The 24,093-nt window shown below is 48.6% G+C and carries 25 protein-coding genes and 1 pseudogene; 18 read left to right on the plus strand and 8 right to left on the minus strand.

Features of this window, described 5'->3' with window-relative positions; genetic code table 11:
• The first annotated feature begins 74 nt into the window (after positions 1-74).
• From NST99_RS14900 to NST99_RS33725, 4 genes and pseudogenes are all read left to right on the plus strand, one after another.
• Positions 75-437: a VOC family protein gene (locus NST99_RS14900; protein ID WP_341092727.1), complete on the plus strand. Its 363-nt coding sequence runs from the start codon at positions 75-77 to the stop codon at positions 435-437.
• Positions 434-997: a winged helix-turn-helix transcriptional regulator gene (locus tag NST99_RS14905; RefSeq protein ID WP_341092728.1), complete on the plus strand. Its 564-nt coding sequence runs from the start codon at positions 434-436 to the stop codon at positions 995-997. The genes NST99_RS14900 and NST99_RS14905 overlap by 4 nt, the downstream gene beginning before the upstream one ends.
• A 947-nt stretch (positions 998-1,944) precedes the next feature.
• Positions 1,945-3,858 carry a serine hydrolase domain-containing protein gene (locus NST99_RS14910; RefSeq protein WP_341092729.1) on the plus strand — a complete coding sequence of 638 codons (1,914 nt, stop codon included), beginning with the start codon at positions 1,945-1,947 and terminating at the stop codon, positions 3,856-3,858.
• A gap of 26 nt (positions 3,859-3,884) precedes the next feature.
• Positions 3,885-4,210: pseudogene (locus NST99_RS33725) on the plus strand (transposase); the annotation flags it as partial.
• A gap of 93 nt (positions 4,211-4,303) precedes the next feature.
• Here the strand turns inward: NST99_RS33725 and NST99_RS14925 are convergent.
• The 3 genes from NST99_RS14925 to NST99_RS14935 all read right to left on the minus strand — a co-directional run bounded on the left by NST99_RS14925 (position 4,304) and on the right by NST99_RS14935 (position 7,820).
• Positions 4,304-5,077 (minus strand): (2Fe-2S)-binding protein, encoded by a 774-nt coding sequence (locus NST99_RS14925; protein ID WP_341092732.1) that lies wholly within the window; start codon positions 5,075-5,077, stop codon positions 4,304-4,306.
• A gap of 13 nt (positions 5,078-5,090) precedes the next feature.
• Positions 5,091-6,053 (minus strand): ABC transporter substrate-binding protein, encoded by a 963-nt coding sequence (locus NST99_RS14930; protein WP_341092733.1) that lies wholly within the window; start codon positions 6,051-6,053, stop codon positions 5,091-5,093.
• 120 nt (positions 6,054-6,173) lie between these two features.
• Entirely contained in the window at positions 6,174-7,820 is a 1,647-nt protein-coding gene (locus tag NST99_RS14935; protein ID WP_341092734.1) for an AraC family transcriptional regulator, read from the minus strand.
• A gap of 593 nt (positions 7,821-8,413) precedes the next feature.
• Here NST99_RS14935 and NST99_RS14940 point away from each other — a divergent pair.
• Genes NST99_RS14940 through NST99_RS14960 form a run of 5 tightly spaced genes read left to right on the plus strand, consistent with a single transcriptional unit; the run spans position 8,414 to position 11,746 of the window.
• A complete protein-coding gene (locus tag NST99_RS14940; RefSeq protein WP_341097654.1) occupies positions 8,414-8,998 on the plus strand; it encodes a TetR/AcrR family transcriptional regulator in 585 nt (194 codons plus the stop codon).
• 19 nt (positions 8,999-9,017) lie between these two features.
• On the plus strand, positions 9,018-9,839 hold the full coding sequence (locus NST99_RS14945) for a substrate-binding periplasmic protein (protein ID WP_341092735.1): 822 nt from the start codon (positions 9,018-9,020) through the stop codon (positions 9,837-9,839).
• A gap of 42 nt (positions 9,840-9,881) precedes the next feature.
• Positions 9,882-10,526 carry an amino acid ABC transporter permease gene (locus NST99_RS14950; RefSeq protein WP_189022729.1) on the plus strand — a complete coding sequence of 215 codons (645 nt, stop codon included), beginning with the start codon at positions 9,882-9,884 and terminating at the stop codon, positions 10,524-10,526.
• A gap of 19 nt (positions 10,527-10,545) precedes the next feature.
• On the plus strand, positions 10,546-11,292 hold the full coding sequence (locus tag NST99_RS14955) for an amino acid ABC transporter ATP-binding protein (protein ID WP_341092740.1): 747 nt from the start codon (positions 10,546-10,548) through the stop codon (positions 11,290-11,292).
• A gap of 19 nt (positions 11,293-11,311) precedes the next feature.
• Positions 11,312-11,746, plus strand: a complete 435-nt coding sequence (locus tag NST99_RS14960; RefSeq protein WP_215184439.1) for an OsmC family protein — start codon at positions 11,312-11,314, stop codon at positions 11,744-11,746.
• 81 nt (positions 11,747-11,827) lie between these two features.
• Here NST99_RS14960 and NST99_RS14965 read toward each other — a convergent pair whose 3' ends face one another.
• The 3 genes from NST99_RS14965 to NST99_RS14975 form a co-directional block, all read right to left on the minus strand.
• A complete protein-coding gene (locus NST99_RS14965) occupies positions 11,828-12,691 on the minus strand; it encodes a sulfurtransferase (RefSeq protein WP_341092744.1) in 864 nt (287 codons plus the stop codon).
• An 85-nt stretch (positions 12,692-12,776) separates the two neighbouring features.
• Complete coding sequence (locus NST99_RS14970) at positions 12,777-13,478, minus strand: zf-HC2 domain-containing protein (RefSeq protein ID WP_341092746.1); 702 nt, start codon at positions 13,476-13,478, stop codon at positions 12,777-12,779.
• The gene (locus NST99_RS14975; protein WP_341092748.1) at positions 13,478-13,966 is read right to left on the minus strand and encodes an RNA polymerase sigma factor; all 489 of its coding nucleotides are present in this window, start codon (positions 13,964-13,966) and stop codon (positions 13,478-13,480) included. Before NST99_RS14975 ends, NST99_RS14970 begins: the two co-directional genes overlap by 1 nt.
• Before the next feature lie 120 nt (positions 13,967-14,086).
• Between NST99_RS14975 and NST99_RS14980 the strand changes: the two genes are divergently transcribed.
• Together NST99_RS14980 and NST99_RS14985 are read left to right on the plus strand one after the other, a co-directional pair.
• On the plus strand, positions 14,087-15,046 hold the full coding sequence (locus tag NST99_RS14980) for a phosphotransferase (RefSeq protein WP_341092750.1): 960 nt from the start codon (positions 14,087-14,089) through the stop codon (positions 15,044-15,046).
• A gap of 436 nt (positions 15,047-15,482) precedes the next feature.
• Entirely contained in the window at positions 15,483-16,454 is a 972-nt protein-coding gene (locus NST99_RS14985; RefSeq protein WP_341092751.1) for an alpha/beta fold hydrolase, read from the plus strand.
• Between the two features lie 74 nt (positions 16,455-16,528).
• Here the strand turns inward: NST99_RS14985 and NST99_RS14990 are convergent, their stop codons facing one another.
• Complete coding sequence (locus NST99_RS14990; protein ID WP_341092752.1) at positions 16,529-16,900, minus strand: hypothetical protein; 372 nt, start codon at positions 16,898-16,900, stop codon at positions 16,529-16,531.
• Positions 16,901-17,196: 296 nt separating this feature from the next.
• Between NST99_RS14990 and NST99_RS14995 the strand changes: the two genes are divergently transcribed.
• The 5 genes from NST99_RS14995 to NST99_RS15015 are packed head-to-tail and all read left to right on the plus strand — an operon-like array spanning position 17,197 to position 20,721.
• Positions 17,197-18,168, plus strand: a complete 972-nt coding sequence (locus tag NST99_RS14995) for an ABC transporter ATP-binding protein (RefSeq protein ID WP_341092754.1) — start codon at positions 17,197-17,199, stop codon at positions 18,166-18,168.
• A complete protein-coding gene (locus NST99_RS15000) occupies positions 18,161-18,907 on the plus strand; it encodes an ABC transporter permease (protein ID WP_341092756.1) in 747 nt (248 codons plus the stop codon). The genes NST99_RS14995 and NST99_RS15000 overlap by 8 nt, the downstream gene beginning before the upstream one ends.
• Positions 18,907-19,281 (plus strand): GntR family transcriptional regulator, encoded by a 375-nt coding sequence (locus tag NST99_RS15005; protein WP_341092758.1) that lies wholly within the window; start codon positions 18,907-18,909, stop codon positions 19,279-19,281. The genes NST99_RS15000 and NST99_RS15005 overlap by 1 nt, the downstream gene beginning before the upstream one ends.
• 13 nt (positions 19,282-19,294) lie before the next feature.
• Positions 19,295-19,996 (plus strand): ABC transporter ATP-binding protein, encoded by a 702-nt coding sequence (locus NST99_RS15010; protein ID WP_341092759.1) that lies wholly within the window; start codon positions 19,295-19,297, stop codon positions 19,994-19,996.
• A complete protein-coding gene (locus NST99_RS15015; RefSeq protein ID WP_341092760.1) occupies positions 19,990-20,721 on the plus strand; it encodes a hypothetical protein in 732 nt (243 codons plus the stop codon). The genes NST99_RS15010 and NST99_RS15015 overlap by 7 nt, the downstream gene beginning before the upstream one ends.
• Positions 20,722-20,864: 143 nt before the next feature.
• Here the strand turns inward: NST99_RS15015 and NST99_RS15020 are convergent, their stop codons facing one another.
• Positions 20,865-21,248 carry a PilZ domain-containing protein gene (locus NST99_RS15020; RefSeq protein WP_341092762.1) on the minus strand — a complete coding sequence of 128 codons (384 nt, stop codon included), beginning with the start codon at positions 21,246-21,248 and terminating at the stop codon, positions 20,865-20,867.
• A 127-nt stretch (positions 21,249-21,375) separates the two neighbouring features.
• On the opposite strand from NST99_RS15020, the gene NST99_RS15025 reads away from it, so the two are divergent.
• On the plus strand, positions 21,376-21,981 hold the full coding sequence (locus NST99_RS15025; RefSeq protein WP_341092764.1) for a pentapeptide repeat-containing protein: 606 nt from the start codon (positions 21,376-21,378) through the stop codon (positions 21,979-21,981).
• Between the two features lie 157 nt (positions 21,982-22,138).
• The gene (locus tag NST99_RS15030; protein ID WP_341092765.1) at positions 22,139-23,770 is read left to right on the plus strand and encodes a sensor domain-containing diguanylate cyclase; all 1,632 of its coding nucleotides are present in this window, start codon (positions 22,139-22,141) and stop codon (positions 23,768-23,770) included.
• The last annotated feature ends 323 nt before the right edge of the window (positions 23,771-24,093 follow it).

The raw sequence follows: 24,093 nt of genomic DNA on the forward strand, positions 1-24,093 counted from the left end.
ATCACTTTACTACCGTTATTATACGTGGTATATTATCGGTAGTAAAATTCAGATTTATCATAGGAGGCTAATTTATGTACAGATCAGGTCTAACCGTATGGTACAGCGTATCCAACTTAGAGCAAACAATAGCGTTTTACTCAGGCAAGCTTGGTTTCGAAGTTATCTTTCATGATGCGGAGAGTGGCATGGCCATGGTGAATACCAACACCAAGGACTGCGTAATTGGTTTTTCAGTGGCAGAGACCGTAGAACCAGCTACTTCTTCGACCGTATTTGAAGTATGGAATATCGAGGAAGCGATACAGCAGCTCGAGAGTAAAGGGGTAACTTTTATTGGTGAAGTCGAACATATTCCTGAGTTGACCAAGCTGGCCACTTTCGTGGACCCCGACGGGCATAATCTGATGTTATCCGAACCGCTTACAGAGTCTTGAGCAAGAAAGAAGAAGTGCTAAAGCTGAGTCGGGAGCTAACCGGGCAATGGACATTGCCCATCCTGCTTTCGCTTGACGAACGTGGCGGTCGCTTCACCCCGCTGCAGAACAAGCTCGGTATCGCGCCTTCCCGGCTAACCGCTAATTTGAAGAAGATGATAGCGGATGGTTTGCTCGTTCATCTATCTCCGCAAGAACGGCGGCATCCGCTCCTCCCCGAGTATGTGCTGACCGACAAAGGACGGCTCCACCGCGAAGCAGCCCGTGCCGTCCAACTCAGCGAAGAGCAGATTGGACATGGCAGACTATCAGACAAGGCCTGGGGCTTGTCTGTTCTGCTAACGCTGAACTATAATCACGAGCGGTTCCAGGATATCCGCCAGTCGCTCACCGGCATAACGCCTCGCCAACTATCCTTGCGTCTGCATGATTTTCATGACGCCGGTCTTATTCACAAGCAAGTGTCCGAAGAACCGCGACCTTCCTTCCTGTACCGGCTGGGACAGCCTGTTCAGCAGCCGATTCACCGGCTGTCTATCGATCTGGCATCCCTGATGTGAGTACACTGCCTATCAGATTCTACAGCGATTATGAACAGCGCCGCTCACCGAGGAGAGCCAGAAAAACCGGCTATTGTTCACCAGCCTTCTGACTCGACCACCTAGCTATAGCTAGTTTTTGAGTAGCTGCTGCAACTGCTTGTTGGCAAGCTGTTTGCAGAGAAGACCGAAAGGGCTGTGGCAACCTGCCACAACCCCCAAACCCGCGACCAACGCGACCTTTCAGATCTTACTCTTCTCCCGTTGCAATCGGATTCTCCTCATAAGAGATTGTGCAACGATCTTCCTTGGCTACACTTGAGAGGACTTGTGGAGCAAGAAGCCCGTGGAGGACGGGTCTGACTAAATAATACGGTTTGAGCTAAGGCGAAGTATACAACATAGCTGGGTCAAGCCGTACGGATCGCTCTTTTTCTGTTGATCGTATTACAAGTTGAATTCGTTGTTGACTTAGTGTTCATTCAAAAGGAGCCGTAAAGTAAACAACGAGTAGTTAAGGGCCGATTAGCCATTCCCACGAGGAGGGGCTGATCGGTCTTCTTTATGTGTGTACAGCGGCGAGGACGTACGTGTGCGAGGGGTTAAAAGGTACATGAAGGAGCATACCAACAAGCGCTCAGCGCGTGGTTTCCTGAAAATATTTACAGAGCGCGCATGTTAATTTCGTGTTGACTTCGAGCATAAAAAATACATCGCCTAAAGCAAGTTGCCCATATGGCGATGTATTCAAGATACGCATACTGCTATGCCTTGTCCGGTTGTTCTTCATCTCCGACAGCTATCGGGTTCCCCTCATAACTAATCCAGTCACTCCAGCTCCCCGCATATAACTTCACCATCCTATACCCGGCCTTAGTTTACTTTTACAATATTATGCGGTTATGTGTGAAGATATTTGTTAGAATAGGAGAACTGCAGGAGTTTACTTGACTAAAGGAGAGGTCTTATTGTTAAGAAGAGGATTTACACTTGTGTTCTCAATACTATTGTTACTATCCGGTAGTATTACAGCATTTGCTGCGGAGATAGGTAGCGGCGGAGCAGGGGGAGCAACCCCTTCCGGGATTCCGCTGGCAGGTTTGGAAGCTTTTGTCGATGATTATGTAAAAGAGTACATAGGGCAACAATCCGTAGGTGCGTCTATTGTTATGGTGAAGAATGGCCAGGTGGTACTGTCCAAGGGTTACGGCTACGCCGATGTGGAGCAGCAGATCCCTGTCTCACCGGATACAGTAATGGAGTGGGGTTCGATCAGCAAGCTTGCAGTTTGGACATCTGTGATGCAGCTGGAAGAACAAGGGGAAATTGACCTGAATGTAGATATCCGCAGCTATTTGCCGGAGAATTTCCTAACCAAACTAAAGTATGATGATCCCATAACGATGCTCAATCTGATGAACCATAATGCCGGATTCGAAGAGTATATGTTCGATATGGCCTATCAGTCCCCTGAGGAAGTGCGTTCGCTGGAAGAGGGGCTGCAGCTAGCCCAGCCGTCACAGATTTACAGACCAGGTGAGGTTGTAGCCTATTCGAACTATGGCAACTCACTGGCTGCATATATTGTGGAGAGAATCAGTGGTCAGCCTTATCATGAATACGTTCAGCAGCATATTTTTGACACACTGGGCATGAGGGATTCTATTGCTCATTCCGTCGTAGAGGACCGCCCGGAGCTGCTGGAGCATAAAGCTAAAGGTTATTTCTTCGATGGAGAAGGGTCCTTTACGCTGGGATCATGGAATTATATGTCCATGTACCCCAACGGTGGTAATAACGGCACTGCGGAAGATTTGGCTAAGTTTGCAAGGGCATTCATGCCTGCAGCCGGGGAACAATCCCCTCTGTTCGAGAAGCCGGAGACGCTGGGCACGATGCTGACCCAGAGTTATGCCTCAGCTGAAGGAATGCCGGGCATTGCACATGGATTCTGGGAATATCCCGGAATGCACCGGACGTTGGGACATGGCGGGAATACGATTGCTTTTGCCACCAATCTGCAGATCGTGCCTGAAGACCGGTTTGCGCTCGTAATTATGACTAATCAGGCCAGTGAATCTAAAATTGTACATGGTCTAGCCAAAGCGATAGTGGGCACACGTGAGCAGGCGGATGCTGTTGATCTGCCGGATACGTCTGAGGTTCAAGGTGAGTTCATGGCTGCGCGCCGCCCTGGACATGGCTTCATGACTCTATTCCCCTATCTTACGCTGATGAAGCTTGAGCCGCAGGGAGTGGACCAGCTCCAGGTATCACTTGCAGGCATGACTGGAAGCTATAAGCAGGTTCAACCTTACCTCTATGAGAAAGTGAGCGGAGACTCGGCACTCGATGCCTGGCCAATGCTGCATGCCAAGGTCAGTAATGGTAAGGTAGAGGCGATCTCGGTATATACCACTGATTATTTGCCGCTGCCTGCAAGTAAATCAATGCCGGTGCTGCTCTTGAGTGCCGCGTTGGCGGTGCTGGTCATCGTCTACTTCATTATCGCCCCGTTAGTATTGCTGGTGAAGGCGATTTTGAATAAGCGAAGAACCAGAACACGCCCTGCACCTCGAGCGTTCAGCCGCAAACTGGAGGCTGGCCTGACTTTAACGGGAACCGGAATTGTGGTGAACAATCTGGTTCTGGCCTTGCGGATGCTCAGTAACAATGAGCGTGCCTATGACGAAGTCTATCCTCAGATTTTGGTAAATTATGCTCTGACCGGATTGGCTGTATTGTTCTTAGCGGCGCTGCTGCTATCCTGGATGAAGAATCGGTTTGCTTCGACTGCCCGTGTCAAGTGGTTGGCCATTCTGCCTGTGGCGATGATGGTAGTTCTGGTGGGGGAGCTTGTACTCTGGCAATTCTACAGTTAAGCAGGCAGGGTGTGCTTGATGTTGTGACTAGAAGCTGCAAAGGTTGCCCATTGAAGGAGCGTTGTACAAAAGCCGCCGGAAACCGTGAAATCGTCGTTAGTCTGGAACGAATACGGTACCAGAACCAGGCTCGTGAGATTCTACGGGTGAAGAAGGTTGCGCCTTGGCCGTGCGCCGGATGACGGAACCGGAGAGTGTGTTTGGACAACTGGAGAATAACCGGGGCATCCGGCGATTTTGCCGATGCGGCATCGAAAAAGTGACGATTGAAGTCGGGTGGCTTTCCCTTGCCCATAATCTGCTAAGGCAAGCCACCCATGACCAAAAACGCAAAGCAGCGATCCTCCAATAACGGGAGAATCGCTGCTTTGCTCACTTTTTGTGGTCTTAAGAATGAAGAAAGCTGTGTCTAAGTCATAGAAATTCTACTTATGGGACAACCCCTTCAATTTGTTATCTCTGGCTGCTCCGGTGGCAGTATAGGACAGCTACTGCAGTATCCATGATCCGCTCTGAGCTGATAGGCCAGACAGCAGGTCGCCTTAATAGATATAATGCGGTGCGGAGGGTTGGGGTCCGTTCTGAATTTGGGCATGATGCGGAACGGATTGACGGGAAGTCCGAATACCTCCGGTTCGAGTTCCCAGGTCACAGATTTGAATTGCTCGATGATAAGGTTGCGTTGGCTCTCACCTGCTGCGTCCCGGGCTTCCTCTTCCATATAGGTATATAGCTGATTATAAATATGCTTCCATAGCATCACTGCCTTGGTCTGTGCGGCTTCGGCAAGAGCAAGAATAATCGGTCTAACATCATTCTTATAGAACAAACCAAGCTCATCTAGTAATTCTTCCCCAGAACTATGTTTTTGGCAGAGATCGTCCCGATTTTCATGGACAGGAAAGGAGAATATGGGGAATCCCTCAGTGCGGATGAGCTGTACAGACATGTTGCTCAGGCACAAGGCACGAGCCATCGGGGGTGAAGCCGTGAGCAGTGCATATTTGGCTCCGCAAATTCCGGCATACCAGCTGCAAAAGATAGCAGCTGCCAGACGCTTGTCATCTGTTCCGAGCATGGAAGCATAAGTTATGAGCAGATGCTCAGCATTTGCTGGCTGGCTTAATTCGGTAAGCGATAAAGTAACCACTGCATTCTCCGCAGCTTCCGAATGGATGAAAAAACGTTCTCCCAATTGCAATTTTTCGGTTTCGCACATCCTTAAATCCCCTTTATTCCGTGTTGCCTTCAAAGGCTTGGAGAACCGAATCAATCGCATAGCGGTTCGCCAGCGGAGACATGCCCACGTTAAACCAATCCTTGCCCGCCATCGTATACACCTGATTCTTCTTGACCGCGTTCATGTTCTTCCACAGAGGACTATCCAGCATGTCTTCATAGGTTTGCTTAACCTCAGCACTGTCTTCATTATTCAGCTGAATAATGAGGTGGTCGGGATTATACTCCGGCAATTTCTCAAGTGATATGGATAATGACAGATCTTTATCGGGGAAGTTCGGAATCATCTCCAGCCCAAGCGTGGTATGAATAAACTTTCCGCGATCGATCTGATCCCCATAGAGAATGAGGCTGTTAGGCATAACCATCATATACAACACGGTTTCATTGCCAACCAGATCATCAAGCTTCCGCTTGGCTTCAGCTTCTTGGGCTGCCAGATCTTGAATGACCTTCTCTGCAATGTCCTTCTTGCCCAGGACCTCGCCTATATCCTTCAGTTCATCACGCCAGTCATCGCGCTGTGGCAGCAGAACCGTCGGTGCGATCCCGGATAACTGGTCATAGTCCTTGTCAGACCACCAGACGGGAGCAAGGATAAGATCTGGTTCAGAGGCCAATATCATTTCAAAATTTGGGGTTTCTGCAATGCCCATTTTAAGGGTATCCTTGAGCGGTTCTCTCAGATAGGTTGGTAGATCCGTTTGGTAGTTCTGTACTGCTATGGGTGTAACGCCCAATGCTTGCAGAAACTCCGGATAGACTACGGAGAGTCCGATGACTTTGGTTGGATTGGCAGGGATCGTAGTCTCGCCCTTTTCACTTTTCACTACACGAGTGTCCGCTTCAGCTGAGGCGGCAATCTCGGCCTGTCCACTGTTATTTGAGCAAGCTGCCATTACCAATACCAGCACAATAGTCATACAGAACGCCATTCCTGTTCTTAACTGTATCATTTATTATGTAACCTCCTGATTTTCGATACCTTAAATCTCACTTGCGAGTGAGAATCAATATCACTGTTAGGAGTATAAAACAATCTTTTAGATTCGACTATTGACAATCACGCCAATATTTTATGTTCGATTACGCCAAAGAGACAACGCTAGGTCGAGAATCAGCTCCTGTGTGAACGATGTATACTCTGTCCAGGGAAAGGGAGGGAGATGGTCAATACGCGAATATCCGGCGGGATCAGGCTGCTTCCACGACTTCTTGTCCCGGAGCTCAGACCAGACGGCCTGCGAGTGGACATCCTCATCCACAATCAACAGGAGCCTGTCCGCATCCGCAGACCCCAGCTCTTCCAGCGTCAATGTCTGATAGCTAAGCTTGCGGTTAACAACGGACGCCGGGAGTAAATGCAGATCATCGTAGAGTACTTCACCCAAGCTTCGATTAGACAACACGGTAATCTTCTGACCGGATATTCGGGCAATAAGGAGCTTGTCCTTGGCGAGTTCATGATCTAAGTCCGCCCGGACAGCCTCGGCTTTGCGCTCATATTTGTCTAACCATGCCTCTGTTTCCTTTGACTTGTTAAGACATTTTCCGATGAATCTTAATTGCGTCCGCCAATCCATTCGGAGCCAGGATACGAAATAAGTGGGTGCAAGCTCTTGAAGCTGCTTCAGTATGTCCGGACTTAGCGATTGCTCCAGCCCCAGAATAAAATCAGGATGGAGGGAGGTGAGTTGCTGTATTCTGGTATCGTCATCTTGGGCAAGAGGCAGTACCGCACCAGGCTCATATTTACGGCGGTAATATTCAGTCCAAGGATGGTCAGCCGGAGCTGCGCAGGGAATAATATTCAGGGTAAGCAGTGCCCCAATCAGGCTGCCGTGGTATGCAACAATTTTCAGCTTGGCATTTCGCATGAATGTTGCCGGAGCTACACCGGTAATTTGCTTGAATTTGCGCCGGAAATAAGGAATGTCCTTGTAACCGACGTAAGCGGCAATATCCTTCAATTCATAATTCGTTTGCGGCAGCATAAGGCTCCTTGCTTGTCTGATCCGGTATTCGGTCAGGTATTCAATCGCGCTGAGACCATATTTCTGCTTGAACAGTCTGATGAAATGCCTTTCGCTAGTGCCTGCCTCGCCAGCCAGCAAACGAATGGAGATATCTTCGCGGTAGTGTTGCTCTATATATGTCTTGACCCGCTCCATAACAGCATCAGTATCGCTCAGATGCAGCTGGCTGGCATCGTTCAGCAGACTATACAGTAGCTCATAGAATCCGCTCTGTGCATGCAGCCATTGCAAGGGGTTTATGCTTCCCATGGAAGCGGCGATGGACTCACAGTGTTTGCTGTAAGTAATAGTTGAAGCAATTGCTGTTTCTCCTTCCAAGGGGAAGGGGATATGAAGCTCCGATGAGCTTGTCTGTTCCTGAAGTTCAGGCAGATCACGCTGACCAAATACATCAAACCGCAGAATGTATAATCTCTGGTCTCCTGTACCCTCTAGACGGGCTTCGATCAATTGCCCTGGCAGGCATACAAATACAAATCCCGCCCTGAGTTCACTATACTTGCCATCTACCGTTATCCAACCCCGGCCAACTATTGGAATCAGGAGCATATGCGATTCAAGAAATTGCAGCCGAAGTGACCACTCTCCATTGGGTCTGTTGTTCTGTGCGATGCTTCGAAGTCTGAACCACAACTGATCAAGCTGTTCGAATGTTCCTTCAGGCGGGACGCCATCCTTACTGTTCATTCTTAGCACCACCTTCCGCTATGCATCAACGGGCCGATCCCGGAATCTGAGGCCGCAAGCAACCGGGATAAGGCAGCCTTTTCCCGGTTGAAGCCAGTGATTGGCTGAACAGAATAGCTGCTGTTTACTGGTGAGAGCTTCATGCTTCACACTACTTTCCATTCAAATTTGAAACAAAAAACGGGACGTTTATTTTCTATCCATATATTATACTATTTCTTAATCCGGAACTTCAGCAGACTTCACAGCTGTAAAAACCATTATTTTCATAACCAAAGGGGAGAGTGTAAAGAAAAAACGCCTGCCTATACCGGCAGCCTTGCTGGTTATCGTGATGCTTGTGGAACAGCTCGAACTGTATCCTTAACTGTCAAAGCAGCCCCAGATTCAATTGAACCGTAAGTTGGTTAGTAAATTAGTCCACCGTAGCAAAATATGTCGTGTAGTAGGACGAAATATAAACAATCCATTGACAATAACAAAGTTATCCTATAGGATTTAAAAAAGACAACTGACTGACTAATCAATCGGGAGGAGGAGATGGATTGCCTATTGATGAAAACAACGGAAACATAGATCGTAGAACTCAACTGATGAAGATAGCGCTAGAAAAGTTTGCCCGACACGGATATCATCAGACGAAAATATCTGACATCGTTCAGGGAGCGGGCGTAGCCCAAGGAACCTTTTACTGGCACTTTAAGAGTAAGGAAGCCATTGCACTGGAGATTATCGAAACAGGCAAGGAACAGCTGCTGCAAGTGATATCCCAAGGTTATCGTCAAGATCCCGGAGATATTACAGATATGGTAAAAGCTTCAGAAGTTCTGTTCCACCGGTTGTTCAGTTTCGCCGCAGATAACCGCCATCTTATGGAGATCCTCCTGATGGGAAATGGGGCCGACCAAACAATAAGGAACCGTATTTCGGCTACCCGAAATGCGATGGAGCAAGCTTTTCGCCACAATATAGAAAGAGCGATAGAGCTTCAAATGCTACCTGAGGGAATAGAGGTTGAGCTTCGCGCTGCTTTGTTGATGAGTATGTGTGACGGTTTGCTTTCACGCTGGTTATTTGGCTCCGAAGAAATTCATACAAAGGTTGCGCAAGCCTCTGCACAGCAATTAGCTACTGAATTGGCCAATTTCGAATTTTACGGATTGTTGGGAAGAATATAGATAAAGGGAGAGAAACGATATGATAAAACGTAAATTAGCTGTGGTTACAATAACAGCTCTAGCAGTGTTCGGCCTGGTTTTAAGCGCTTGCGGGGGGAACTCGGACTCGGGAATTAAAGCTGCAAATGAACTGGAACAAATTAAAGAAGCGGGTGTGATCAAGGTCGGTACAATGGGGACCTATCCACCGTATACCTTTTTGAATGAAAAGAAAGAAGTAGATGGCTTTGACCCTGATATCGCCAAGGAAATTGCCAAACGTCTTGGAGTGACAGCAGAATTCACGACTCAGGATTTCTCCGGGCTGATCCCAAGTCTGCAAGCGAAGAAATTCGACATCGTGATTAGCCAGGTTACGATAACAGATGAACGTAAGAAGCAAATTGATTTCACGGATTCTTACATCACGAACAATGTCAAAATCATCGTCAATACTAAAAATACAGATATCACGAAGCTGGAAGACTTCAAAGGGAAGACGATTGGGGTTGGACTCGGAACGAACGATGAAACCTACCTGCGTACCGAAGTGCTGCCAAAAGTAGGTGATTTCGAGATCAAGACGTATGATGACGTCATTACCTCACTGAAAGATCTGGATGCAGGACGGATTGATGCTACCATTAATAATCTGTATGCCTTGAAACCGGTTGTGGATGAGAATGGCTTTCAGATTAAAGCGGTTGGTGAAGCGATCAAATCCGATATGGCGGGTGTAGCTCTTCGCAAGGAGAATACAGAACTGCGGGATGCAATGAATAAAGCTTTGGCGGATATGAAGGCAGATGGCACCTACGATACTCTTTTTCAAAAATGGTTCAATGAGACACCCGCAAAATAAATGTTGGAGCGCGCGCCCTATGGCGGGAAGGGGATAGTATCTATGCAACTCGTGTTCGACAACCTGCCCTTCTTGTTGAAGGGAGCCGGTTTTACCTTACTGCTGACGCTTGTCTCCATGTTCTTCGGTCTGATCATCGGACTAGTGGTGGCTATCGCCCGCCTCAAAGGGAATCTGCCGATTCGGTGGATCGCCCGTTTCTATGTGTCTATCATTCGCGGTACACCGCTCCTGGTACAGATTGTAATCATTTATTATGGGCTTGTGGATTATGGAATTACACTCGGTTCCCTTACAGCAGCCTATATTGCGCTTAGTGTGAATGCCGGGGCTTACTTGTCTGAGACGTTTCGCGGGGCCATTCTGTCTGTTCCGAAGGGACAATTGGAGGCTGCTTATTCAACCGGGATGACGCCATGGCAGGCGATGCGCAGAATTGTACTGCCCCAGGCCATGCGTATTGCCATTCCGCCTATGGGGAATACGTTTATTGGTATGCTGAAGGAGACCTCACTCGTTTCAGTTATCACGGTCAGCGAACTGCTGCGCCAAGCACAGCTGCTCATTGCCCAATATTATCAATATATGCCTTTTTATCTGGGGATCGGAGTGATGTATTGGATTATGAGTACAGGGCTGGCCTTCATCCTGGAACGGTTCGAACGGAGATTAGCCAAAGCTTACTAAACATGGAGATGACGTTAACATGATAACGACTACAGGCTTATCCAAGCATTTTCAGGATCATGAAGTGCTGAAGAGCATTAATATAGAGGTGGCAGCACAAGATATTGTCGTCGTCCTGGGACCGAGCGGTTCAGGCAAAAGCACATTGCTTCGCTGCTTAAATGGTCTGGAGGACATCTCGGGTGGCAGCTTTGAAGTAAATGGTATTGTGGTGGATGCCACAGCTTCCAGACGTTTGCGTCAGCAGGCCACCAGGAATATCCGCAAGCAGAGCGGGATGGTGTTCCAGCAATTTAATCTATATCCGCACAAAACAGCGCTCGGCAATGTGATCGAAGGTCTGATCACCGTGAAGAAGCTGCCGAAGGATCAAGCTGTAGCTATAGGGCGAAAGCTTCTGGATCGCGTTGGACTGGCGGACCGTGAAGCATATTATCCTTCCCGGCTCTCTGGCGGACAACAACAAAGAGTGGCGATTGCCCGTTCTCTGGCTATGGAACCCGCTGTAATGTTATTTGATGAACCTACTTCTGCGCTTGATCCCGAGCTTGTGGGTGAGGTGCTGAGTGTGATGCGTGAGCTAGCTCAGGAGGGCATGACGATGCTGGTCGTGTCGCATGAGATGAAGTTTGCCCGTGAAGTGGCGACCAAAATCATTTTGATGGCAGATGGGAACATCATCGAAGAAGCGGCTCCGCAGCGGTTTTTTGAAGATCCAAAAGAGGAAAGGACGCGGAGATTCTTGCGCCAGATCAACGAAATTTAAGGAAGAAGGTAAAAATATAGTGAAAGTTTCGACAATTTGGAAGGGTAAACGGATGTTTAATTCTATAGGACCTTCAGGTTATTCTGTAGAGATGGATGCAACTCCCAAATACGGCGGGAACGGCGAAGGCATGACTCCCATGGAATTGCTGCTGGCTGGTTTGGGAGGCTGTATGGGCATCGATATCACGATGATTCTGGATCGATTCCTATCTGGGATCACACGTCTTGAAATTGAAGCAGATGGAACACGCAAGGAAGTGAACCCTTCCGGATTCACAGCAATTGATCTGTTCTTTCATATCGATGGGGATGTCCCCGATTACCGGCTCTGGAAAGCCATCCTGATGGCTGAGGAGAAGTATTGTGCCGTCTCTGATTCACTCAAGGCAGAGATCCGCTTGCATTTAATCCTCAATGGAGTAGAGGTAAAGAAACCAGAGAAGGCAATCTAATGCTATGATTGGACTGAACCAGAGACCTGTGAGACTGCTGGTTCAGTCCTCCAAATTCCTTATACATATATCGTGCTAATTTTACTCTTCCCCGGTAGCCACCGCATTCTCCTGATACGAAATCCAATCACTCCAGCTCCCGGGATACAACCTCACATTATTGAATCCCGCACGCTCCAGTGCCAGTACATTCGGGCAGGCGGTGACGCCGGAGCCGCAGTAGACGATGATCTCAGCGTCTTTGTCCAGCTCGGAGAAATGCTCCTGCAGCTCCTCGGCACTTTTGTAGCTTCCATCAGCATTCTGCGTTTCTTTCCAGAAGAAGTTAAACGCACCAGGGATATGTCCGGCTTTATTGTCCAAGGTTTCTTCCAGACCCAGGAAGCGTTCCCGGGCGCGGGAATCGATCAGGACCGGAGTGAGGCCGGCCGGAGAAGCCGAAGGCTCCATATTAGCAGATACCTGATGTACTTTGTTCACGTCAACCAGCATCTGCAGCTGCACATTTGCCTGAAACGAGCTTGGCACCCGCACCGGCTGATGCTCCGTTACAGGGAATTTCTCTGCCTTCCATGCGCTGAAGCCGCCTTCCAGAATGAATACCTGTTCATGCCCCAGGTAACGCAGCAGCCACCAGAGCCGCGCAGCATTCATGCCACTTTCGTCATCATAGGCGACAATGCGTGAATCATTTCCGATTCCCAGCTTCGAGAGGCGTGCTGCAAGTACCTGCGGGTCGGGGAGGGGGTGGCGTCCGCCATGTTCTCCCACAGGGCCTGACAGATCCAGCTCCAAATCGAGATAGACCGCACCCGGAATATGCTCTTGTTCATAGCTTTCCCGGCCAGCCTGAGGTTTACCGAGCGTAAACCGGCAGTCTACTATGGTCTGCTCCGGCTCATAGAGCCTTGCCAGCAGCCATCGTTTGGAAACAGTTGCGTCCATATGAATCCCATCCTTTGCATATATCAATATGAAATTTATTATAGCGGAAAAAATCAGAGGGTGCTCAAGATATGCTCCAAATATACTAATCCCGCTCCATAAACTGCGCTTCAACGGTATCGCTTGCTGGCGGTAGCTGCATTCCTTGCTTCCAGATCAATATGGGGTTGTCATCCTTGGGTCCATAATAGATGGCTTGAATCTGAGTGGAAGGGTCTGTACGGTTAGCGTTTAATTGTTCGAAATTTACAAAGTCGTACCCGTTGCCAAGCCCAATCGCAGCAGACTTTTTGGTTTTGATGACAGGCCGCATTGGAGTTATATAGTAGATTCCGTCCCCCTCCAAAAAACCCATAACCTGATTTACCAGGTAGCCATCGGTCATTCTCACATGATAAGCGATTTTTCCGTCTTTGAGCCGGCTAACATCAGTGATCTCGATGACACTGGAGGGGACTTCGGCAATATTCCAGCGGAATAAGCCAACATACCCTAGAATGATAACACCGCACAGGGCTGTGGCCAGAAGCAGACCTTTGAGAAATGCCGCAGCTTTGGAGCGGTGCCAGTAGCCTTTGAAGCTGACCAGACCGGTGCTTTCCTGTTTGTTCTTCACTATGACCTCAAACGGCAGATGGCTACTCTCTTGCAGCTTGTGCAACGCGGTTGTACATTGCTCGCAGGTAGCTAAGTGAGCCTCAATCGATTCCCTGGTATCTGCGCTGCACACCTCATCATAGTAGAGCGGCAGCAAATCCCCGACGACTCCGCAGGACAGTTTGTTCATCAATTTTCCTCCATTAATAAGTCTTGTATGATGTTTCTAGCGCGGTGAAATGTAACCCTGGCCCAGCTTTCCGTTCTGCCAAAAACCTGACTGATATGGTCAAAGGATAACTCTCCAAACACCCTCAGTGTAAAGACTTCCTTATAAGGTTCTTTCAGACTGTGCAGTAGCTTGTGGATTCGCAGGGCTTCGGTCTTGTCGATCAGCTTTTGTTCAATCGTGAAACTGTTCTTGTGTATTTTTTCCTGCGGATCGCCCGGTTCGTAGCGCTTTTGTTTGTCCATATAAGTGAAATAGGTGTTTTTGGCGATTTGACACAGCCAGACACTAATTTTACAATTGCCTTTGAACTGGTTAATATTTTTCACTGCTTTTACAAACGTTTCTTGCGTAATCTCCTCAGCAATCTGCTTACTTCTGCTTAAGGATAGCGCAAACAAGTATACGTCCTGAAAATATTGCTCGTAGATTTGTTCTACATCGGTCACATGTTCACCACCTTACATATAAGACCCGCTCACGGGAGATTCGTTACAAAACAATTAAGAGAGGGGCATAAGCCTACGGATACTATTGTAAGCCAAGTTTGGCCGGAGTGGAGTGGAACGTTGAGGAAGCGGAGCGGGGGTTGGAATAATACAACCTATTTTGTAGAAAATAGCACACGCCGCGCCGTGCTGCGAATCTATGATACACATAAAGATAGAGAGAAAATCGAATTCGAGCATGCCGTACTGCAAAAGCTGGGGATGTTGTCTTTACCCTTCAAAGTGCCTGTTCCTATCGGGACACCGGCCGGAGAAACTTTGGTTCAGCTGGAGGACGGGGCTGGTAAATTTAGCTGCTTGTTCGAATACATAGACGGAGATTCGCCCACTGAGCAGGAGTTTGGCTATTACGAATCCTTCGGGGAGGCGGCAGGTACATTGTCTGTAGTGCTAGCAGAGATAAGTCCCGGACTTGCTCCGGTCTACCGGCCTTATTATGAGCTGCGGCAGGCTTATCCGCTATGTACCGGAGAAGTAATCCGTGAGCTGTGTCTGCAACCGCCAGTTCCCTTTACTGAACTTGCCAAGGGATTGGAGATCCTTTACAGCGCATATGAAAATATCGCGGGTTCGCTGGCTGAACTTAAGGGGTTGCCGCATCAGCTGGTGCACGGAGATTTGAATGCTTCCAATCTGCTGGTGGAGACAAGCGATCACCGGCAAGTAGCTGCGCTGCTTGATTTTGAATTTTGCACCTTTGATGTGAGGGCGATGGAGCCTGCGGTAATTCTGTCGGGGCTATTGGGTCATGCGGAGGAAAGAGCAGCGGTCCGGGATTTTTGCCGGGGGTTCAGCACAAGGGTCCTTCTTACCGAAGCCGAAATCAAGGCCGTTCCCGTGCTGATGCTGCTTAGAAAAGTTGATGTGTTCCTGCACTTTGTCACCCGCTATCTGGAGGGCACGGATGAAGCACATGTGCTTCATGAACAAGTGAAACAGTTATCCGCAGAGGTAACCCAGCTGTCAGTTGGAGCTGTACAAATTCAAGAAAATCTGCTGGAAGAGCAAGGCGGAGCTTGATGCAGCTGTCTCCCGGTATGGATCATGGGTCTGCGCTCCACAGCCAGCACCCCCGGTTAAGCGCATTATCTTAATCGTCGAGCTTCAACTCCATATAGAATTACTGCCAGCTTTCCGCTGTACGGAGGTTGACGATTTTTCTGGAAGACGGAAGGTAACGTAAGGCAGTTACTTTGGACTCGTGGGCCAGAATCAGGCTGGTCATATAACCGTTAACATGAAAAGCCCCTTGGGCCGAGGTTGTAACAAGCCAATTCAGAAAACTGAAATAATAGAAAAACCGGTATCCCCTTTGAATTAGTGTATTGTTGGACCTTTGATTTGTGGGATGCCATCAAAAAATTACGAATATCGCTCAAGGCTTAGGAGTGAGAAACGTCTGAATATATCGTTGTCGAGGTGAAGAGCAGCTTCTAACATGGAATTGGAGGAGTGTATGTTAAAAAGAAGAGGTGTGAAAATTACACTCTGCCTGCTGGTTGCACTGATTGTATTGGCCGGGTTAGGAGCCGCATACCAATGGTATGGTTCCACACAGGACAGGAAGAATTATTCACCCGCCGGAGGTCTATATCAGGTAAAAGGAGGTAAAATGCACCTATATACTGAGGGTGCGGGATCAACGACTGTGGTGTTTGCAGCCGGGTGGGGAACAGCAAATCCTTACGCCGATTTTTCTCCATTGTACGAGGGTCTGAGGCAGCATGCGAAAATTGCGGTCTATGACCGCTTTGGTTACGGATATAGTGACTTAACCGGCAGAAAGCGGGATATTGACTCCATCACCGATGAAGTTCACGAGCTGCTGCAAGTTTCCGGTCAGAAGCCGCCTTATCTTTTTGTCGGCCATTCGCTAGGCGCGCTGGAAACCATCCGTTATGCCCAGCGGTACCCTGAAGAAGTGAAGGGGATTCTGCTGATTGACGGGGGAAGTCCTGAATACTATGAGTCTAGTCCGGAGCTTAAACTTGTGTCCGGAATATACAAGGGGCTTCGGGCGACCGGTATATTACGGGCATTATATCATGTGAATGGATTCGCAGAATGGGTAGCGAGTGACAGCAATGGGGATAAGCTGCTGCCCGGGAAGCTAAAGGAAATAAACCGCAAGGCGGTACTGCTGCTGGCGGGCAACCGGAATATGACCGATGAAATTCGCCAGAGTCAAGAGAATGCCCGCGTTGTGCTGGCTGGCAGCAAACCGCTTCCGGTTCCCGTCACTGTCTTAACTGCAGACTATTTCGGCAAGCTTGACGATGATGCCGCCTGGATGGACAGCCAAGCTGTTCTTCCTGCATGGTCCGTTAAGGGCAAACAAATCATCGTGCCTGACAGCTCCCATTATATTCACAGCTATCAGCCTCAGCGGGTGGTTGAAGAGCTGCTGCAGTTAGTTGAAGGGGAATAGCTGATTCATGTAAAAGAGGGTACACCTTAGGCCGGGGTGTACCCTCTTTTTGATATAACGGCAGCCCATAAACTCTAGATCAGACGATATCCGGAAGGCAGCTCTCCGCTGTCGCGGATATTGCGGATTTGCGCTAACGTCAGCCTTTGATTGGTGGAGATGATTGATTCCACGTCGTTGCCGTTGATGTAATCATCCAGATCACGGATACTGTGATTTCCACGCAGTACACGGAAAATGCCTCTGAAGCGGGTTCTGCTGAACAATACAAGCGTAGCATTGCTGCTGGTGGAGAAGAAGCGCAGGCTTTCGATCCCGTCGAGAATGTTGTCTGTATTACGGATCCCGAGATTGCCGGTATAAATTCTGCTCCGTCCTCTGTAGTTCTCCTCCGAGTATACAGTGAGCCGCGGGTAAGTCTGCGAAATATGAACCTCTCGTTTCATTTTCATTCCTCCTAAAAGTTTTGTGAGCATTGCTTCCAGAATCTTCAGCGTACAAAACTGATTTCGGAAGCATGGGTTTAAGCTCTGTGAAATCAGCGTGTGTTGAAGCTCATTCCACTACTATTCTATGTTTGCTTGAGAGGAAGTCTTGGACGAGGGGCTATAGGGCCGCCTTTTAATGGAACCCAATTCCTAAAAAATGGCTTTACATCACAGTGATACTAGTGTACTATGTAACTAACACACCGATACAGTATTTCTTTCTCCAATATTTTCACTTTTTCAGGGAGGTTGCTATGAAACAGTCAATGAATACACAGGGACTTACAACACAAGGGAAAGATTCCATTGTGCTGCAGATGAATCAGGTGAGTAAGGTTATCAAGGGAAAGGCGATAGTAGATCAGCTGTCTTTTGACATCCGCAAAGGAGAAATTGTCGGGCTGCTCGGACCTAACGGTGCCGGAAAGACAACGACGATCCGCATGATGACCGGCTTGATCAAGATGAGCGAAGGGGATGTGCTGGTTCAAGGACATAGCATCCGTAATGATTTCAACCGGGCAATAGCCCATATCGGAGCGATTATTGAGAACCCTGAGTTTTACCCGCATATGACCGGGCTGGATAATTTGAAGCAGTATGTACGGATGAGTGATGATGTTCCGGAATCGCGGATTGAAGAGGTTGTGCAGTTGGTTGGACTGCAGGAAGCGATGAGCAAGAGGGTAAAAGCCTATTCGCTTGGGATGCGGCAGCGGCTAGGTATTGCCCAGGCACTGCTCCATTCGCCGAAGCTGCTGATTCTGGATGAGCCGACGAATGGTCTGGACCCTGCGGGAATACGCGAAATGCGTGATTATATGCGGACAATCGCTGAAGTTGAAGGGATATCCATTCTCATTTCCAGCCACATGCTGGCGGAGATTGAACAAATCTGCCATCGGGCCGTTGTCATTCAGAACGGGAAGCTGGTGACAGTAACCAGGCTGGGTGCAAGGGATGAGACGGAAGGAGAAGTGTCACTCACTGTTCGGGTAGGCGGGATGGAAGCCGCACAACGAGTTATACAAGAGATGCAGGGAGTGGGGCTGGGCAGCGTGGATGAGGCCCGTTCTGAACTAAACATACGGCTGCAGGACATCAGGGTGCCTGAGCTTGTTGAGGCATTGGGAAGAGCCAATGTTGGCGTGTACCGGATTACGGAGAACAAACAAAGCCTTGAGGAAGATTTCTTGAAATGGACGGGGGGCAACCGCATTGCGTAAATTTAATTATCTGGTGCTGAATGAGTGGCTGAAGCTGTCGAAGAAACGTTCTTTTTTCGTGCCGCATGTACTGCTCATTCTGCTGCCGCTTCTGTTAGGCTACATGATCAAAGCTTTTTCCGAAGCTTCATTCGCCTCTGCTTCCGAGTTTACGGCGGTGATGCTGCAGCCAACCGGAATAGGCCAGGTCGTCGCAATACTTGCCATCATTGGAACAGCAGGGATTGTATCCAAGGAGTATAGTCAAGGAACGATCAAGTTTCTGCTTATCCGCGCACGCAGCCGTATGGCTATTCTAGCCTCCAAGTATGTAACGGTGCTGCTGTTCGCGCTGAGTCTGACTGCAGTTGCCGCCGTGGCTGTCTATCTCTCGGGTGTCATTTGGTTTGACGTTGGCGGGGGAGAGTCGGGAATAAGAGATATACTACTTTCGCTGCTGTACGGCTGCGTGTACACGGTCGTATATGTAACGCTGGCGTTTATGATCGGGGTGCTGACGACCTCCACGGGAGTGACCATCGGGATTACGATGTTTGCACTGACCTTGGATAAAGTAGTAATTTACCGTGATTTTTACAAATACTTTCTGTTTCCGAATATAAATCTTAGTGTCTACCACAACAACGCAGCGCCGTTGCCGGGAATGACTCTTGGCTTTTCCATTGTTATGCTGGCGGTCTATCTAATTGCGTTCCTGCTGGCGGGGTTTGTGGTGTTCAGACGAAGGGACGTTGCTTGATGACCATTGAATTTGACAACAACCAGCCCATATATATTCAGATTATGAATTATATCAAAGGCGAGATTATCACAGGCAAGCTGAAACCCGGCGATAAAATCCCCTCGGTGCGGGAACTGGCCGCAGAATTGCAGATAAATCCAAACACGGTGCAAAGAACCTTTCAAGAATTGGAGCGTGAAGAGATTGTGGAAACACGGCGGGGAATGGGCAGATATGTTACGGGGAGGGAAGAGACCATTATGACCATAAAAAAAGAGATGGCCCAGGACGTCTTGGACCGTTTTATCCGCGGCATGGAGGAGCTGGGTTTCCAGGGGGAAGAGATCTTGACGGTCGTGGCGGAGAATATTGCGCAAAGGAATAGTAAATAGGGGGATTGCCAGGGTGGACAGTATACTTCAAGTACATCAGGTTACTAAAAAATACGGCTCGAAACAGGCGCTGCGCGGGGTTTCTTTTGAACTCGGTGCAGGAAGAATCACCGGACTGCTCGGCAGCAACGGCAGCGGGAAAAGCACACTCATGAAGCTGATTGCCGGGCTGGCACAGCCAACCTCAGGCAGTATGTCTGTGCTCGGTGTTCCGGTAGGGGAACAGAGCAAAGCATTGGTTTCGTTTATGCCGGACCGGCCCCTGACAGATCCTTGGATGAGTGTGGGAGATGCAATAAAATTCCAGCGCGACTTCTATCCGGATTTTGACCCGGTCAAAGCCAAACGTATGCTGGAGTTTATGAAGCTTAGTGAACGGGATAAGGTGCAGACGCTCTCCAAAGGGATGAACGAACGGCTGCAGCTGACCATGGTCCTCTCGCGGCGGGCGAGTTTATACATGCTGGATGAACCTATTGGCGGAGTGGACCCTGTGGCGCGGACGAAAATTCTCAATGCGCTGATGGAATTTTACGAGGAAGACAGCAGCATTTTGCTCTCGACGCATCTGGTCACAGACATCGAACGGATCTTTGACGAAGTTATTTTTATAAAAGAAGGAGAAATCGTCCTGCAAAGTGATGTGGAGGAGTTAAGGCTGCAACGGGGAAAAAGCATTGACGAGTTGTTCAGAGAGGTGTATGCGGAATGCTGAAGCTGATAAAATACGATTTTAGACGGAGCCGTGACCGGATTCTTGCGTACTTTGTAATCGCAGTTCTGGTGCATGCCGCCACATGGTATTGGAACAGAAACATGGGGGTTCAATTGGTAGCAATCAATCTGACCACCTATGTCGTAGTGGGAATCAGCCTCCTGCTCACTAGCGCGATTACCTATGGCCGCAATTTGAAATCCTATCACCGCCGGCTTCTGCCAGTGAGTTCCCTGTATACTATCTTGTCACCGCTGCTGCTTCTCTGGGCGCTGCTATTATCCGTTGTTATCATCGCAACCCTGCATCTTGGGATCTATATTCTCGTATATTCGGCGGATTTCCTCCCGGGAAATTTCTGGCCGGTATTCCTAAACTGCATGCTGCAGCTTATCTGGTTCTCCGGTTTAACGCTGATCTCCATTATGTTTGCCATCACGTTGGCCAATAGTCTGCGGGTCAAGGGCAAGTTATGGATTATTATTGCTGTATTGGTGGTATTCCAGAATGGGCTATCTTATCTTGAACAGCTATTGTTTAAAAGCTCCCTCGCGAGTGTGGAGAGCATGTTCGAGTTTGATATTCTTGAAATGGACTCGGTTCGCAGCGGGATTACATTCTCCTATCCACATCTTAATTACTGGCCGATGTTATTTGAAGCGGTAATTGCAGTTATTCTAATCTATGCGATGAATGTGCTGCTGAAGAAAAGGGTTGAGGCTTAAAGCGCCACTCCATTTGTGAGGGAGGCAGAGGATACTAACTTATCATGCTGCATTTGGCTGAACAAAAGCAGGGCTATTAGCCCTGCTTTTCGTGTTTGCACACCAAAAGACGTCCTTGAAAGAGGACATTCGGTTGTGCCGTATTATCCATTTTGCTGGGCGCTGCGCGTGTTAGTCCAGCTTTCCAGCTCCCGGAGGAGTTGCTCTTCTTCATCCTCCTGCAAATCCAGTCTTACCCCATATTGATATTGGCCAAGTCCGAACATCCAGCCCCAGCGTACACTTCCTACGAACTGAAGTTTGTCTTCTGCCAGCTGAAAGTGGATAATTATCTTCGTATCGCCTGCAGTGAAGCGGAGATTCAGCGAAGTCCGGATTTTGCACCCTGAATGGCTAAGGTCAAGCAGTACGCCCTCCGTAAGCTTGCCTGCCCCGGGACCGTTGTTACCAGCAGGAAGTTCAAGCCAGCATTCGATGGGCTGGTTCATTACATATCGGAACGGTTCTTTTCTGCTGGAGTCGTCCATTGTTCACCTCCGCTAGTTTATTTGCTATTATAACGAAATGGTATCATTTGAACAATCTCCTAAAGTGCTATTTTTAAAAAAGAAAAGTTTTACTTATTTGTTGAAACGAGAGAGGAGCAGATACCCCGTGTATCAATATGACAATGAAAATTTTACCGGGCATAATTTTGATTACGCCGAATTGCGTGATGGAGAACTGAACAGCTGTACCTTTGATAGGTGTTCTTTCAAGGGAGCTTCTATGGAAGAAATGACTTCCAGCGGCTGCCGTTTTGTGGATTGTGATTTTACCGGCGCTTTGCTGAATGCCTCGCTCCATAAAGGAGCGGCGTTCACCAATTGCAAGTTCTCGGGAGCAAATCTGTTTGTGTCTAAATTCGAGGATTGCAAAATGGTCGGCTCCGATTTCTCCAATGCATATATGGACGGCATTACGCTGATCAGCGGGGATTGGTCTTACACCAATTTGCGGCATATTAACCTCAGCAGGCAGGACCTGCGCGGCATCCGGTTTGCTGAGGCGGACATGCTTGGCTGCAATTTGCAAAAAAGCGATCTGCGCGGTGCAGATTTAAGCCGGGTACAGCTGGCCCAGTGCAAGCTTGCGGGAGCGGATCTAAGGGATGCTAAACTCGAAGGGATTGATCTGAAAAGCCTGGACTTAAAGGGAGTTAGGCTCGATGTGGAGCAGGCGGTGCTGCTGGCACGCTCGCTGGGGGCTAAAGTCGGCTGATATTGGATACGCGAACAGCTCCACTCTGTAAGATAAGGGCGGAGCTGTTTCTCTGTCTACTACGCTGCTTTTAAGATTGAAGATTTATAATTTCTGCGGCTTTATCCGATAAAAAAATTAACGACACTATTCTGCGAAAGATATGGGGAGAATGTGCATGACGTTTAACCTGCGGACTTTTTTTGCCAGTGCCTTTGCGGTAATTATTATCTTGCTGACTGCACTGCTTATTTATGTAATCGGGAATCAAGCTACGAAATCTGTGGAGGTAAGTATCGGGGGATCGCTTGCTGCAGAGGCATATCAGATGTCGGAGAAGCTGGATCATTTCATGTGGTCGCGTTCCGGGGAAGTGGAAGTGCTGAGCAAGCTTAACGCTTTCCAGAAGCCGCTGGACACTCAAGAAATCAGCGGATTGCTGAATCAATTGAAGAGCAGTTTGCCGGTGTTCACCTGGGTCGGTTACCTTGACCCGAAGGGAACTGTGCTATCCGCAACGGACAACATTCTCCTTGGAAAGGATATCAGCCAAAGACCCGTATTTCAGGAAGGCCGGAAGGGTTTGTTCACGGGTGATGTGCATGATGCCGTGTTATTGGCAAAGCTCTTGCCTAATCCAACCGGAGAAGCCTTGCAATTCGTGGACGTGAGTGTCCCGGTCTACGACAAGTTAGGAATGCTTAATGGTGTACTGGCAACACATTTGAGCTGGGAGTGGTCGCGTGAGGTAGAGAATTCTATTCTAGACCCGCTCAAAGAACGGATGAAAGATGTGGAAATCTTCGTAGTCAGCCAGAAGGATGATACTATACTGCTTGGGCCTTCTGGGCTGGCGGGAAAGAAAATGCCGAATGAAACGCTGCAGAAAGCCCGGAACGGCGGGAATTCATGGATCGTGGACAGCGGCAGCGGAAAAGATGCTTATCTGACCGGATACGCTTACGGGGACGGTTATTTGAATTATCCGGGTTTGGGCTGGTCAGTTCTGGTTCGTCAGCCAACAGATGTTGCTTTCGCAACGGTACACCAGCTCGAAAGATTTATCATATTAAGTGGATTGGCAGCTGCCGTGATTTTCGGAATTCTGGGCTGGCTGCTTGCCGGGTGGATTGCCCGTCCCTTGAGTCAAATTGCCAAAACGGCAGATTTGCTCAGCTCGGGTGCCAATGTGGAAATCCCCGCCTTGTCCCGCTTTAAGGATGTGGCCATCTTGTCAACCTCACTGCGGAATCTGGTCAGCAATCTGACCAAAACAGAGAATAAGCTAAGCTATATGTCGGATATGGCTCTGCACGATGTGCTAACAGGGCTGCCGAACCGTGCCGGATTGAACGAATTTTTGGTTCACGCGGTGAACAAGGCCAAATTGAACCGGACAACCCTCAGTTTTCTATACATGGATCTGGACGGATTCAAAAAAGTGAATGATACTTTCGGCCATGCTACCGGAGATGTTCTACTCCAGCAGGTGGCTGTGCGGCTGCGGGAGTGCACCCGTGACAATGAAATCGTTGCCCGTCTGGGCGGAGATGAATTTGTGATCATTCTGAATACTTCTGCAAGCAAACCCATGCAGGAATCGGAGGTTGTTGCAGCGCGCATCATCAGCAAAGTCAATCTGCCGGTCGTCATTGGAGGCGATACCATACAGGTCGGATGCAGTGTCGGAGCAGCCGTATGGACTCCAGAATGTCTGGACACGGCCGAAACTCTGCGGCTGGCAGACGAGGCTTTATATATTTCTAAACGCAGCGGGAAAAATCGGATTACATTTGAAGCCGCTTGCTAATAGGCGCTGTACGCCCAAAAAACCTTTCTGTGTAGATATAGCGGTTAACCTGCCGCTGTATCCTAAGAAAGGTTTTTTTGTGTTGCTATTCAAATGAGATTCTTAGTTGTAAGTAAAACCCTCAGCGCAATTTTTTTCGGGGGGAAGCCCACCATTTGATCCAAAGGCTCCCTTCATCATCATGAAATAATTTAATGCCAAACCATCTAAGGGGTGTCCACAACTCTTTAAAATAATATGATGGCATAGTCCAATAGACCCTCCTTAATAGTTAATTTTCACTATATACTACCCCAGTTTTTAGTAACTAACAATAGCTTTTC

The sequence above is a fragment of the Paenibacillus sp. FSL L8-0470 genome, assembly GCF_038008625.1.
In the GTDB taxonomy this organism is placed as follows: domain Bacteria; phylum Bacillota; class Bacilli; order Paenibacillales; family Paenibacillaceae; genus Paenibacillus_AQ.

What these genes read in the sequence shown, in the direction of transcription:
- NST99_RS14950 (WP_189022729.1), top strand. Translation starts at nt 9,882, where the DNA reads ATGCAACTCGTGTTCGACAACCTGCCCTTCTTGTTGAAGGGAGCCGGT.
- NST99_RS15030 (WP_341092765.1), top strand. Translation starts at nt 22,139, where the DNA reads ATGACGTTTAACCTGCGGACTTTTTTTGCCAGTGCCTTTGCGGTAATT.
- NST99_RS14955 (WP_341092740.1), top strand. Translation starts at nt 10,546, where the DNA reads ATGATAACGACTACAGGCTTATCCAAGCATTTTCAGGATCATGAAGTG.
- NST99_RS14965 (WP_341092744.1), bottom strand. Translation starts at nt 12,691, where the DNA reads ATGGACGCAACTGTTTCCAAACGATGGCTGCTGGCAAGGCTCTATGAG.
- NST99_RS14985 (WP_341092751.1), top strand. Translation starts at nt 15,483, where the DNA reads ATGTTAAAAAGAAGAGGTGTGAAAATTACACTCTGCCTGCTGGTTGCA.
- NST99_RS14945 (WP_341092735.1), top strand. Translation starts at nt 9,018, where the DNA reads ATGATAAAACGTAAATTAGCTGTGGTTACAATAACAGCTCTAGCAGTG.
- NST99_RS15005 (WP_341092758.1), top strand. Translation starts at nt 18,907, where the DNA reads ATGACCATTGAATTTGACAACAACCAGCCCATATATATTCAGATTATG.
- NST99_RS15015 (WP_341092760.1), top strand. Translation starts at nt 19,990, where the DNA reads ATGCTGAAGCTGATAAAATACGATTTTAGACGGAGCCGTGACCGGATT.
- NST99_RS14930 (WP_341092733.1), bottom strand. Translation starts at nt 6,053, where the DNA reads ATGATACAGTTAAGAACAGGAATGGCGTTCTGTATGACTATTGTGCTG.
- NST99_RS14940 (WP_341097654.1), top strand. Translation starts at nt 8,414, where the DNA reads ATGAAGATAGCGCTAGAAAAGTTTGCCCGACACGGATATCATCAGACG.
- NST99_RS14935 (WP_341092734.1), bottom strand. Translation starts at nt 7,820, where the DNA reads ATGAACAGTAAGGATGGCGTCCCGCCTGAAGGAACATTCGAACAGCTT.
- NST99_RS15020 (WP_341092762.1), bottom strand. Translation starts at nt 21,248, where the DNA reads ATGGACGACTCCAGCAGAAAAGAACCGTTCCGATATGTAATGAACCAG.
- NST99_RS14900 (WP_341092727.1), top strand. Translation starts at nt 75, where the DNA reads ATGTACAGATCAGGTCTAACCGTATGGTACAGCGTATCCAACTTAGAG.
- NST99_RS14925 (WP_341092732.1), bottom strand. Translation starts at nt 5,077, where the DNA reads ATGTGCGAAACCGAAAAATTGCAATTGGGAGAACGTTTTTTCATCCAT.
- NST99_RS14970 (WP_341092746.1), bottom strand. Translation starts at nt 13,478, where the DNA reads ATGAACAAACTGTCCTGCGGAGTCGTCGGGGATTTGCTGCCGCTCTAC.
- NST99_RS14995 (WP_341092754.1), top strand. Translation starts at nt 17,197, where the DNA reads ATGAAACAGTCAATGAATACACAGGGACTTACAACACAAGGGAAAGAT.
- NST99_RS14990 (WP_341092752.1), bottom strand. Translation starts at nt 16,900, where the DNA reads ATGAAACGAGAGGTTCATATTTCGCAGACTTACCCGCGGCTCACTGTA.